Consider the following 11,990-nt stretch of genomic DNA (forward strand, 5'->3'; position numbering starts at 1 on the left):
TGATGGAAAGGGCGCGCAGTTTAGCGCTTCGCGCTGGCGTCGGCAGCCTTCAGTCGTTCGTCGACCCGGGCACAGGACGGACACAGGCAGGCGGCGTTGCGCAGCGCGTCGGGCAACGCCGCGAGTACCTCCGGATCGATGCTCACGCTGTAGCACCAGCAGGCGCGATCCGCAGTGCGCGGATCGGCGAGGGTGCACTGGTTGCTGGCGCCACAGGCGGGGCAGCGGGTGGGATCAGGCGTGGGCATGGCGGGTGGGCTCGCGGCAGACACGGTTGCGCCCGCTCTGCTTGGCACGGTACAGCGCCCGGTCGGCGCGGGCGATCAAGGGTTGCAGGGTATCGCCGGTGGCGAACTCGCTCAAGCCGATACTGGCGGTCAGGGCAATGCGCTTGCCCTCGAAGGTGTACGGGTGTTCTTCGGTGCGCTGGCGGATCTTTTCCGCGATGCTCAGGCCATGGGCGGCATCGGTGTCCTTGAGCAGCACGATGAATTCCTCGCCGCCCCAGCGACAGAGAATGTCCGCCTGGCGCAGGCTGCCTTCGAGCACGCGGGCGAACTGGCGCAGCACTTCGTCGCCGGCGAGGTGGCCATGAGTGTCGTTGAGTTCCTTGAAGTGATCGAGGTCGATCAGCAGCGCGGTCAGCGGCGCGGGCGCGCGTTCCGCCTCGACCAGCGCCTGGGCGGCGAGCAGGTCGAAGGCGCCGCGGTTGTGCAGGCGGGTCAGGCTGTCGAGGGTCGCCAGTTCCTGGATGCCGTCCTGGTGACGGCGGATCATGGCGTCGATCAGCGCCAGCACCACCGCCGAGATGATCGCGCAGATCGCCAGGTTCAGGTACAGCGAGTGGCGCAGGTCGTCGAGGCTGTCGCCGGCCGGCTTCTCGACGAACAGGTAGAGGTCCAGCTCGGGAATGAAACGCACGTTGACGAAGTGGCTCTGGCCGTCGCGCTGGTACTCGCGGCTGCCGGTGCTCGGGGTGGGCATGCGCGCCAGCAGTCCGGCCATCGCCGGCACCTGATCGAGCAGGGTGCCGGCGCGTGCGCCGTCGGGGCCGCCGGAGGCGCCGGTGAGGACGATGCGGCCACGCGGATCGACGAAGTACACCGAGCGCTGGTAACGCAACTGGTAGGTGTCGATCAGCTTGACCACCGAGTCCACCGTCAGGCCGACGCCGGCGGCGCCGATGAAGTGCTCGTCGTAGTCGAACACCCGGTAGTTGATGAACACGGTCAGGCGGTCCTGGTTGGCCATGTCCAGGTCGACGTTGATCTCGTAGGGCTCCTGCATCTGCCGGACCCGCGCGTACCAGCGGTCGCGTTCGCTGTTCAGGTCGATCTGCTTGAGGATGCCCTTGGCCTGGTAGTAGGTGTGGCTGTTCTCCGAGACGAAGAACGCGGTGTAGGCCCGCTGCTGGCGCGCCACTTCGCCGAGATAGCGGGTGATTTGCGCCGGGTCGCGCTCGCCGGCGATGGCCCAGTCGCGCAGGAAGGTGTTCTGCGCCAGCATCGCCGACACGGTGATGGGGCGGATCAGGTCCTTCTGGATTTCCGAATAGACGGTGTCCGAGGTCAGCGGCAGCTCGGTATTGACGATGTTGTCGCGGATCGAGCCGAGCGAGGCGTAGTAGCTGACCAGCGTGGTCGAAAGGAAGCCGCAGCCGAGAAGAACCAGCAATGTCAGCAGCAAGGAGCGTTGCGAGAACAGGGCGGAGCGAAGGGGCATGGCAATCCCGGGGGCGGCGGACCAATGGCACCTATTCTAGAGGCGGCGAAGAAAAATAACTGGATGATTTTTGCGGACATAGCCATGTTACAAATTATTGCAGGGTGCGCACCGCACGCACTTTCCGTTGTCTCATTCCATGTCGATGAACGCTTGCCGATCGACGCCGTCCAGCGCCGCTGGAAACGGCAGTTCCGCGGTCCGGGAGGCCGCCATGTATCGCCGACTTGCTCTGCTTGCCGTATTGGGTTCGCTGATCACCGCCTGTGTGCCGTATGGAGGCTCCAGCTACTACCGCACCGATGTCTATTCCGCCGACCGCTACTCCTATCCCGGTTACTACGACCGCTCGTACAACCGCGGCTACTACGTGGTGCCGCAGCCACGGCGCTACTACGCACCAGCACCGCGCTACTACCAGCCGGCGCCCTCGTATCACCGGCCTTACCCGGTGCCGGATCACCGCTACTACGATGGCCGTGGCCGCCATGACGGTCCGGGCCGTCCCGGCAACCGTGGCTGGGACCGTGGTCGTGATCGCGGGGATCATGACGACTGGCGCGGTCACCAGCGCCAGTGGGGTGACCGCGATGGTCGGGAGCGGGGCAGGGATCGCTATCACTGATTGGATTTCGGGGCCGCTCTGCGGCCCCGATTGCATTTGATCAGAGCAGATCCGCCAACGGATGCCGGCCTTCCCAGGCCTTGCCGAAATGCGCCTGCACCACCGCCGCCGGCACCTGGGCGACATCCGGCCAGTGCCAGCGCGGGGCGTTGTCCTTGTCCAGCAGGCGGGCGCGCACGCCTTCGCTGAATTCCGGATGACGACAGCAGTTCAGGCTCATCGCGTACTCCATCTGCAACACCTGCCCGAGTGACAGGTAACGTGCCCGCGCCAGTTGCTCCCAGACCAGGTGCGCGGTCAGCGGACACCCCTTGAGCAGGCTGCGCGCGGCACTCGCCAGCACGGTGTCGTCCTGCTGCGCCAGCGGCGCGATGGCGCGCCAGGCGCAGGCCGGATCGCTGACGTCGAGCAGCCGGTCGATGCGTTCACGGCGCGGCAGCCATTGCGCCGCCGGCAACTCGTCGCGGGCTTCCTGTTCCAGGGCCTTGAGCAGGCTGCCCAGCTGCATGGCGGTCTGTTCCTGCCAGTTCAGTTGCAGCAGGCCGTCGATCAGTTCGTCCTGCGCCGCTTCCTGCATGAAGCGATCCGCCAGACCCAGGTCGAGGGCGTCGCGGGCATTGATCGGCGCGCCGGTCAGGCCGAGAAACAGGCCGAGGCGCCCGGGCAGGCGCGAGAGAAACCAGCCGCCGCCGACGTCCGGGTACAGACCGATGCTGATTTCCGGCATGGCCAGGCGGCTCGACGGCGTGACGATGCGCACCCCGGCCCCCTGCAGCAGGCCCATGCCGCCGCCGAGCACATGCCCGTGACCCCAGCACAGCAGCGGTTTGGGATAGTGATGCAAGAGGTGATCGAGCCGGTATTCGGCGGCGAAGAAGGTCGCCGCCAGCGGCGGCACCTCGCCGGGATGGGCGCGGCAGGCCTCGACCAGGCTGCGCACCTCGCCACCGGCACAGAAGGCCTTGGCGCCATTGCCGCGCAGCAGCACGCAGACGATCGCCGGGTCCTGCGCCCAGGTGCGCAGGTGGCTGCTCAACTGCTCGATCATCGGCAGCGACAGCGCGTTCAGGCTTGCTGGCGCATCCAGGGTGGCGATGGCCAGGCGCGCGCCGTCGGCGCCAACCAGTACTTCGAACTGCACGGACATGGACAACCTCGCGATCAAGACCCGACAAGTATGGTCGCTGCGCAGGATCGTGCCGGTCGCCGGTCGGATCGATTGACAAGCGCGGACAGCTTTCCTAGTGTCCGCCCCATTGTTCAACGGATGCCCCCATGACCGACGACGACCGTATCAAGCTCGAACCCAGCTGGAAGGAAGCGCTGCGCGCCGAATTCGACCAGCCCTACATGCACGAACTGCGCGAGTTCCTGCGTCAGGAGAAAGCCGCCGGCAAGGAGATCTACCCGCCCGGCCCGCTGATCTTCAATGCCCTGAATTCCACGCCGCTGGACCAGGTCAAGGTGGTGATCCTCGGCCAGGACCCGTACCACGGCCCGGGCCAGGCCCATGGCCTGTGCTTCTCGGTGCAGCCCGGGGTGCCGACGCCGCCGTCGCTGGTCAACATCTACAAGGAGCTGCAGCGCGACCTCAACATCGAGATCCCGCGCCACGGCTACCTGCAGTCCTGGGCCGAGCAGGGCGTGCTGCTGCTCAACACCACCATGACCGTCGAGCGCGCCAATGCCGCGTCCCATGCCAACCGTGGCTGGCAGCATTTCACCGACCGGATCATCCAGGTGGTCAGCGAGCAGCAGCCCAGCACGGTGTTCCTGCTCTGGGGCGCACATGCGCAGAGCAAGCGCAAGCTGATCGATGCGACCAGGCACCTGGTGCTGACCTCGGTGCACCCGTCGCCGCTGTCGGCCTATCGCGGCTTCCTCGGCTGCGGGCATTTCAGCCGCACCAACGCCTTCCTCGTGCAGCACGGCCTGAGCCCGATCGACTGGCGCGTCCCACCGCTGTAAAGCGGCGGTACCTGATATTTTTGTCAGTTTCGCGATCCTCGCCTTGAGCATTAAATGATCCGAGTGTCTTTGCCCGTGTCCCCGAGCCAGTGTGCCGGGGGCTCAGGGCCACTTGGAGAGTTCGCTCATGGTGGGAAAAACCTGTTGTGCAAGTTGTGCCGCGGCAACCAGTCTGCTGGCTCCGCCGATCGTTCCTGATGCGCTGCCGCCGCTGCCGGGTGAAAGCACCTGGCTGGTGCCGGTCGAGTTCCAGGGCGAGGCGCTGGCCGTCGAGATCGCCGAAGCCTGGAACGGTTATGAAGAGACCTTCGCCAGATGGCTGGATATGGAGCTCTACTGGGGCGAGCAACGGGTCGGTGTTGTCAGGCTGGAGAAACCCTACGATGCAGCCGCGGATTTTCCGCTGCATTTCTCGGTGCCGACCGATCAGTTCAACCTGCCGGGCACCACGGCCCTGTGGTACAGGGCGTTCGGCGACGACGGCAACTTCGCGCTTTCGGAAGAGGTGCTGGTCGAGATCGACCACCGCGCGCCCAATGGCAACAACCCGGGTGCTCAACTGATCTTTCCGCCTGATGTGGTGCAATTTGGCCTGACCGAACAGTGGCTGAAGGACAATGGCAACCGCCTGCCGGTGGAGGTGCCGCGCTGGACCGACATGAAGGTCGGCGACATCGTGCATTTCTACTGGGGCACGCTCATCGATGTCGCGCCGGTGGACACCCTGGAGATCACGCCGCAGCACCTGCAACCGGGCACGCCCATCGAGTTCGCCTATTCGGCGGACATCCTGCACCTCAAGGGCAACGGCACCCAGCATGGTTACTATGTCCTCGGCGATCGCTCGGGGAATCGCAACGACCCGTCCATCCCGGTACCGATCAATGTGATCGATTTGCCGGCGATCCCCGACGACTTCCCGGCACCGGTGGTACCCGCGGCGACAACCGACAACCTCGTCGACCTGAAAGACGTGCGCGCCGGTGTCGTCGTGGAAATCGGTCCGATCAGCGATACCCAGGCCGGCGACACGCTGCAGGCCTGGTGGAACGGCCGGCCGTTGCCGCTGGTGACCCTGGGCGATCCGCCCGACTGGCCGGAGCGCATTGCGGTCAGTTGGGACATTCTCTCGGCCGACGGCTTCGCCGCGCCGGTGCCCTGTGAGGTGCTCTATCGCTGGCAGCGTGGCAGCGCTCCAGGCGTCGACTCGCCCGTCACCCGTTTTACCGTCGACCTGACGGTCGCGGGACCTGACCCGATCGGTCCGGATCCGATCAACCCGGCGCTGGACCTGCTGGTGGTCAAGGGCCTCACCGGTGACAACGTCCTGGTCGGCGTCGACCACGGCCAGGCTGCGCGGGTGGTGGTCGATCTCTACGCCAATCCGGTGGCCGGGGAACTGCTCGAACTGTACTGGGGCGACCATCCGCAGGTGGCGGCGAGCTACCGTGTGCAACCCGGTGACCAGCCGCGCCAGGAGATCGAGTTCCGAGTGCCCTGGGAGATCATCGAGGCGGTGGGCAACAGCGCGGCGCTGCCGGTCTGGTACTGGGTTTCCAACGGCGTCAACGGGCAGCGCTCGGAGGACACTCCGGTGCGGGTGTCGGTGCGCCCGGTGGAAGGGCTGCAGCCGGTGTCGTTTCCCGATGCCTCGATCTTCGGCTGGATCGCCTGCGAGGACGAACCCTGGAACGGCATTCGCGTGAAGATTCCGGGCAACCCGGAAGTCCTGGAGGCGAACGATGTCATCGAGATGAGCTGGGAATTGTCCCGCGGCACCACCGGCGAGCAGCCGATTACCGAAGTGGTGTGGTTTCCCCCCAGGACGTTGACGGCCGAAGACGCCCGGGACGGGTTCGAGGTGCTGATGGAGCGCTTCACCGATCTGGTGTTGCCGCTGCAGCTCGAGGATGGTTCGGCCAACGTCGCTTATCGCCTGAGCAAGGTCGACGGCACGCCAGGTTTTCCCCCCAATAAAGTCATCAAGATATCCCTGGTGCGCCCCGGTAATGACAAACCCTGCGATGGAACTTCCTGACGGGATGGAAGTGGCTACCTGATATTTTTGTCAGGTGCGGATCTTGTGAAATTGGAATTTACTGAACGGCAGGAAGTTTAGTTTGGAACGCCACTTCGTGGCACTGGAAGAAGGACTGCACAGCATGAAATCGAAACAGCTCGATCCCCTCTTGATCCTCAATGCCCTGCCCGATAACGGTGACGGACAGGAAAATACCCTGCCGCGCCTTGAGCTACCCAAGGGCGTGAAAGTGCTGGTTCGGCCCTGGGAGCAGATGGTCAGTCCGCAGTACGAGTTGTCGTTCAGAATCGACGATGATAACTATGGTCACTCGATCCGGGTTCCCGCCTATTTCGAACCGCTGGAAGTCAGCATTCCACTGGCTGACCACATGTTCGCGCATGGACGTCACACGCTCGGTTGGATGTCCATGGACTTCGACACAGGGAATATCGCGGAGGGTGAGCCGAGCAACTTCTACGTCGATATCGTCGATCCCAACGTCTACCAGCAACCCGATCAGCTCCTGCTGCCCGCGGACTTGCCCGACGGCGACATCACCCAGGACTACCTGGAGCAGCATGGCGGCGTGACCTTCACCCTGCCGTCGTTCCTCGATCCGAAGCCGGGGGATTCCTTTCGCTTCTTCATCGACGATGACCTGATTCTGGATCGGCCGGCAGTGGCGCCGTACAGCTTTCTTGTCGATAAAACAGTGTTTGCCGGGCTGCCGGGCGGTGAACTGGTCCTGACCTATTCCATCAGCGATCGTGCCGGTAACCGCACGATCAATGCCGTACCGAAACGGGTCGATTATCACAGGTCCTGACTTTCAGCAGGACAGCGTGTTTACCTGAAGTTCTGCTTGGCGACGGCGTTGTGAACGTTGTCGAAGCTCATCGAGAGTACTTCGGCGAGGTTGTCAGGGACGTAACTTATCAACGTTTGCGCAAGCAGCGATCCGGCGAAGTGAGTGAAGGCGAGTTCCTGTTCCAGGGCAATGGCCTGGCGCGATAACAACAGGCATCCATTGAAGTGCTGGTCATGAGGTTTTCCTGAGTATTTTTCGGGACATGGAGTTTTAACGGAAAGTTACCGGGCCCGGTTCTTCCGCGGCGATCTTTCGCAAGAAAGGTCAACAGTGAACGTTTCAACAAGGAGTCTCGATCATGAACGATATCGAGAAACTGTCTTCGGACATTAAAAAACTACGGGTAATCAAGGCCAAGCAAGCCGGCGCAGAGCGGACCCGCGCGGACAGAAACAAACGCCTGGCGCCGAAAGTGGCTATCGCGGGTGGTGTTCTCGAAGAACTCGATCCGGCGGAAATCTTGAATGCGCTGCCGGATAATGGCGATGGTCAGCACAATACGCTGCTGCGTGCCGATCTGGTCACCGGTGTGGTTGTTCGCGTCAGTGCCTGGGATAGTATGCGAGAAGAAGATTATGATTTGACCTTCGCGGTCGATGATGATCCCTACGGTTATCTGGTCACAGTCCCGACCGGTTTCACTCCGCCTGTCGAGGTGACACTGGCGCTTGGCGATCATCAGTTCGAGCACGGTGTTCACACCGTAAAATGGAGTGCCTTTTACCACGGTGACGCGAATAGCTCGGAAAGTATCCCCGCGCCTTTCTTCGTCGATATCATCGATCCCAACTCCGATCAGCAACCGGATGCGATCCAGTTGCCCGCCGACCTGCCCAATGGCGAGGATATTACCCAGGAGTACCTGGATCAGCATGGCGGTGTAGTTTTCACCATGCCGCCGTTCTCCGCGCACAAGGAGGGTGACACCTACAGCTTCTACATCGATGGCCAGGCGGTCGTGGTGGACCAGCCCGCTGTGATTCCGTTCCAGTTCACGGTTGACCGGGCCGTTTTCGATGCCCTGCAGCCAGGCCTGCTCACGCTGACCTATACCGTCAGCGACCGCGCGGGCAATCGCACGACCGTGTCGATGGAGGAACACGTCCGTTATCACCAGGCGCCGACCCCGGTCCTCAACCCGCCCGATATTCCCGAAGCCCCGACGATCACCCTGGAAGATGCCCGTGATGGGGTCGCGGTGTTCCACAACTACAGCGAGCCCATGCCCGACGACTTCATCACCGTGCACTGGCACGGCCGGACGCAGGACTCGTACTGGATTCCGGATACCTTCATGGACGTACCGTTCGATGAGGTCAAGGCAATCGGCCTGGTGTACACCGCCACCGTGTACTACGAAGTGAACCGTGGTGGTGGGGTGTTCACATCGGGCGAGGTCACCGTCGACGTCGACCTGCAGTCCACCGGACCGGTCAACCCGGACGAGCCGAATATCGTCAACCCGAACCTCGAGCTGCTGGTACTGACCAGTTTCACCGGGCAAACGAACGCGATCGTTACCGCGGACAAATCCCAGGCCGCCACGATCACCGTGCCGATGTTCGATCCGGTCACTGTCGGGGACATGATCCAGGTGTATTACGCGAGCCTCGACAATCCCGTGGGGGCCGCAGTACAGATCACTCAACAGGATATCAATGCGGATGAAGTAACGGTGACGCTGCCCTGGGTAATGATCGATGCCGTTGGCAACGGCACCATCGAAGCCTTCTATCGCATCTATCCCGACGGCAAACCGGAAAACGCCCAACAGTCGCCGATGACCGAGATCGTCGTGACAGTGAACAATCTGGAAGACTTGACGCTGTGCGAATTCCCTGATCGGAACGTGCAGGTCGATGTCATCAACTGCGACAATAAGCCATGGGACAACGGGGTCAACGTTCGTCTGACCTACCCCTTCCTCGAAGAGGATGTCGTCACCCTGGACTGGGTTCTGGACTCGACCTACCCGACCCTGGGTGCCCCTGTTCCGACCACTCCGGTCGAGGCCAGCCGCAGGGAGTTCCGCCACCGGGTGAGCATCACCGAGCAGGATGCCGGCGTCGTTACGGTCAATGTGCCGTGGGGCGAGCATCTCAGTCTCGTGGAACTGGGCGCGATCGTGGTCGGATGGAGTCTCGAGCGGGGTGACGTGAGCGGGACGTCCGCACTGCACTACGTTCGCTACAGCCGGCAGAAGCCAGGCGAGGGCAACCCTACCTGCCCTTGATCGCTGCACCTGTACAGGCCCGGAACTTTGTTGTCGGGCTTGTCTGAAATAAAACGTGTCGTACTGGATAGACGATTTTTCGTGTGTGCTTTGTCGAAAATTCCTACAGACGTTTCTGTAGGGTAATTACTAATCTACGTTCCCGAAAAATGGATGTCGCTCGGAGCAGGTTTTTCTCAATTGTTTGATGACCCTTCGAATAATCAACGTAGGTATTAATTGTATGGCTACTCAAGTTCGTATATTCGGGCGGCACGTACTTCGTGTTGCGCCGCTGTTTCTATTGATTCCATTGTTGCTAAACATTCGCCTGGCCAATGCGGAAACCATCGATGGTGTTGTTCTGGATATCGACTCGAGTACGCCAGCGGGTATATATGATGTGAGAAACGGCGGTACTTTGAATTCCACGGGAGCAAATACTTTCGATCTCAGGGCGGATAATGATTCCACCCTCAACCTCAATGGTGGTTCGGTTACGGATAACCGGGCCCTTGGAGGTGGGGCCATCACTTTGGCGGGTTCTACCCTGAACATGACGGGTACCCAGGTCACCAGCGCTACCAGGTTCGGACTCGCGGTTGGTGCTGATAATATAAACGGGCTCGGCTCCCTCGCCCGGGTCACGGACAGCGTCATTAACGGTGCTGCCGCCGGTGCGCAGGTCAGCGGCGCCAGCACCCTGGAACTGGCTAATAGCGCGCTGACCGCCACCCGCGCCGACGGTATTGGTCTGATTTCTGTGTCCGGGATAGTACGTGCGCAAGGTGGCAGCATTACCGGTGGGGGCGAGGGCATTTCCATTCGCCAGGACGATCTCGACACGACCCGCGTCGGCACCCTGGTCCTCAACGGCACCCAGGTCACCGGCCAGGCCGGCTCGGCCATCGAACTGATCGACGGCGCCTCCGCCAACATCGACATCCTCAACGGCACCACCCTCACCGGCGGCAACGGCACCATCTTCGATGTGCTCGAGGGTTCCACCGCCACCGTCAAGGTCGGGCAGAGCAACCTCAGCGGCAATATCAACGTCGACGCCACCAGCACCGGCACCTTCGACTTCGACCGCGGCAGCCTGACCGGCGACCTGATCGTGGCCGAGGGCGGCACCGCGAACGTGGGCCTGGCCAACGGCTCGCAGTTCACCGGACGCATGCAGAACGTCCAGGCCGCGACCCTCGACGGCACCTCGCAGTGGATGATGACCGGCGACAGCAGCGTCGGCAGCCTGACCCTCAACGGCGGTCGGGTGACCATGGGCGATACCGACGCCTTCTACACCCTCAACCTCGAGTCGCTGTCCGGCAACGGCACCTTCGTCATGGGCTCGAACTTCGCCAGCAATGCCACCGACTTCCTCAACGTCAACGGTACCGCGACCGGCAGCCATGAGCTGCTGATCAGCGCCAGCGGCACCGATCCGGCCGCGGGCAATCCGTTGCACGTGGTGCATACCGGCGGCGGTGACGCGGCGTTCAACCTGGTCGGTGGGCAGGTCGACCTCGGTACCTATTCCTACAAGCTCAAGCAGGAAGGCACCGACTGGTACCTCGATCCGGAAAGCCGCGAAATCAGCCCCGGCACCAAGACCATCATGGCCCTGTACGGCGTGGCGCCGACCGTGTTCTACGGCGAGCTGACCACCCTGCGCACGCGCATGGGCGAACTGCGTTATAGCGAAGGTCGCTCCAGCGGGCTGTGGGTGCGTGCCCACGGCAGCCAGCACAACGTCGCCGATGCTTCGTCCGGGGTTGGCTACACGCAGAACCAGCAAGGCATGTCCTTCGGTGCCGACGCGCCGCTGCCCTATGGCGACGGTCAATGGCTGATCGGCGCCCTGGCCGGCTACAGCAAGTCGGACCTGAACCTGGCCCACGGCACCTCGGGGACCATCGACAGCTACTACCTGGGCGGCTACGCCACCTGGCTGGATGCGGCGACCGGCTACTACGTCGATACCGTGATCAAGTACAACCGCTACCAGAACCACGCCAAGGTCGGCCTGAGCGACGGCGAGCGGACCAAGGGCGACTACGACAACCACGGTATCGGTGGTTCGGTGGAAGTGGGCCGGCACATCAAGCTGAACGACGGTTTCTTCGTCGAGCCTTACGCGCAGATCGCCGGCACCGTGATCCAGTCCAAGGACTACGAGTTCGACAACGGCATGGAAGCCGATGGCGACGCCACCCGCTCGCTGCTGGGCAAGGTCGGTGCCACCGTGGGCAAGACCTACGACCTGGGTCAGGGCCGTATCGTCCAGCCGTACCTGAAGGCCGCCGTGGCCCACGAGTTCGTCAAGAACAACGAGGTCCAGGTCAACGACAACAGCTTCAACAACGACCTGTCCGGTTCGCGCGGCGAGCTGGGCGCCGGGGTGGCGCTGTCGCTGTCGAAGGACTTCCAGGTGCATGCCGACTTCGAGTACAGCAATGGCAAGAATATCGAGATGCCTTACAGCATGAATCTCGGGCTGCGGTATTTCTGGTAAGGCAGGCCCTTCGTATCGTGGATGCCCCGTAGGAGCGTGGCTTGCCCGCGAAGGACC

General features: G+C 62.7%; 10 protein-coding genes. 6 read left to right on the plus strand and 4 right to left on the minus strand.

Going from position 1 to position 11,990, the window contains the following annotated elements:
• Window positions 1-20 precede the first annotated feature (20 nt).
• Window positions 21-248 (minus strand): cysteine-rich CWC family protein, encoded by a 228-nt coding sequence (locus RTI28_RS05480; RefSeq protein WP_316919490.1) that lies wholly within the window; start codon window positions 246-248, stop codon window positions 21-23.
• Complete coding sequence (locus RTI28_RS05485) at window positions 235-1,722, minus strand: diguanylate cyclase (RefSeq protein ID WP_316919491.1); 1,488 nt, start codon at window positions 1,720-1,722, stop codon at window positions 235-237. The genes RTI28_RS05480 and RTI28_RS05485 overlap by 14 nt, the downstream gene beginning before the upstream one ends.
• A 214-nt stretch (window positions 1,723-1,936) precedes the next feature.
• Between RTI28_RS05485 and RTI28_RS05490 the strand changes: the two genes are divergently transcribed.
• Window positions 1,937-2,347 (plus strand): hypothetical protein, encoded by a 411-nt coding sequence (locus RTI28_RS05490; protein WP_316919492.1) that lies wholly within the window; start codon window positions 1,937-1,939, stop codon window positions 2,345-2,347.
• A 40-nt stretch (window positions 2,348-2,387) separates the two neighbouring features.
• Here the strand turns inward: RTI28_RS05490 and RTI28_RS05495 are convergent, their stop codons facing one another.
• The gene (locus tag RTI28_RS05495; protein WP_316919493.1) at window positions 2,388-3,494 is read right to left on the minus strand and encodes an enoyl-CoA hydratase/isomerase family protein; all 1,107 of its coding nucleotides are present in this window, start codon (window positions 3,492-3,494) and stop codon (window positions 2,388-2,390) included.
• A gap of 128 nt (window positions 3,495-3,622) precedes the next feature.
• On the opposite strand from RTI28_RS05495, the gene ung reads away from it, so the two are divergent.
• The 3 genes from ung to RTI28_RS05510 all read left to right on the plus strand — a co-directional run bounded on the left by ung (window position 3,623) and on the right by RTI28_RS05510 (window position 7,164).
• Complete coding sequence (gene ung / locus RTI28_RS05500) at window positions 3,623-4,315, plus strand: uracil-DNA glycosylase (RefSeq protein ID WP_316919494.1); 693 nt, start codon at window positions 3,623-3,625, stop codon at window positions 4,313-4,315.
• 127 nt (window positions 4,316-4,442) lie between these two features.
• Window positions 4,443-6,353, plus strand: coding sequence for a hypothetical protein (locus RTI28_RS05505; RefSeq protein WP_316919495.1), 1,911 nt, complete (start codon window positions 4,443-4,445; stop codon window positions 6,351-6,353).
• A gap of 82 nt (window positions 6,354-6,435) precedes the next feature.
• Complete coding sequence (locus RTI28_RS05510; RefSeq protein ID WP_316919496.1) at window positions 6,436-7,164, plus strand: hypothetical protein; 729 nt, start codon at window positions 6,436-6,438, stop codon at window positions 7,162-7,164.
• Window positions 7,165-7,184: 20 nt separating this feature from the next.
• Here the strand turns inward: RTI28_RS05510 and RTI28_RS05515 are convergent, their stop codons facing one another.
• Window positions 7,185-7,355 carry a hypothetical protein gene (locus RTI28_RS05515; protein WP_316919497.1) on the minus strand — a complete coding sequence of 57 codons (171 nt, stop codon included), beginning with the start codon at window positions 7,353-7,355 and terminating at the stop codon, window positions 7,185-7,187.
• Window positions 7,356-7,504: 149 nt separating this feature from the next.
• Here RTI28_RS05515 and RTI28_RS05520 point away from each other — a divergent pair, with 149 nt between their 5' ends.
• Both RTI28_RS05520 and RTI28_RS05525 read left to right on the plus strand, forming a co-directional pair.
• Window positions 7,505-9,439, plus strand: coding sequence for a hypothetical protein (locus tag RTI28_RS05520; RefSeq protein ID WP_316919498.1), 1,935 nt, complete (start codon window positions 7,505-7,507; stop codon window positions 9,437-9,439).
• A gap of 535 nt (window positions 9,440-9,974) precedes the next feature.
• A complete protein-coding gene (locus RTI28_RS05525) occupies window positions 9,975-11,933 on the plus strand; it encodes an autotransporter outer membrane beta-barrel domain-containing protein (protein WP_316919499.1) in 1,959 nt (652 codons plus the stop codon).
• Window positions 11,934-11,990: the final 57 nt, after the last annotated feature.

This window comes from Pseudomonas sp. zfem002 (assembly GCF_032621685.1).
In the GTDB taxonomy this organism is placed as follows: domain Bacteria; phylum Pseudomonadota; class Gammaproteobacteria; order Pseudomonadales; family Pseudomonadaceae; genus Aquipseudomonas; species Aquipseudomonas japonica.

What these genes read in the sequence shown, in the direction of transcription:
- RTI28_RS05490 (WP_316919492.1), top strand. Translation starts at nt 1,937, where the DNA reads ATGTATCGCCGACTTGCTCTGCTTGCCGTATTGGGTTCGCTGATCACC.
- RTI28_RS05505 (WP_316919495.1), top strand. Translation starts at nt 4,443, where the DNA reads ATGGTGGGAAAAACCTGTTGTGCAAGTTGTGCCGCGGCAACCAGTCTG.
- RTI28_RS05495 (WP_316919493.1), bottom strand. Translation starts at nt 3,494, where the DNA reads ATGTCCGTGCAGTTCGAAGTACTGGTTGGCGCCGACGGCGCGCGCCTG.
- ung (WP_316919494.1), top strand. Translation starts at nt 3,623, where the DNA reads ATGACCGACGACGACCGTATCAAGCTCGAACCCAGCTGGAAGGAAGCG.
- RTI28_RS05525 (WP_316919499.1), top strand. Translation starts at nt 9,975, where the DNA reads ATGACGGGTACCCAGGTCACCAGCGCTACCAGGTTCGGACTCGCGGTT.
- RTI28_RS05480 (WP_316919490.1), bottom strand. Translation starts at nt 248, where the DNA reads ATGCCCACGCCTGATCCCACCCGCTGCCCCGCCTGTGGCGCCAGCAAC.
- RTI28_RS05485 (WP_316919491.1), bottom strand. Translation starts at nt 1,722, where the DNA reads ATGCCCCTTCGCTCCGCCCTGTTCTCGCAACGCTCCTTGCTGCTGACA.
- RTI28_RS05520 (WP_316919498.1), top strand. Translation starts at nt 7,505, where the DNA reads ATGAACGATATCGAGAAACTGTCTTCGGACATTAAAAAACTACGGGTA.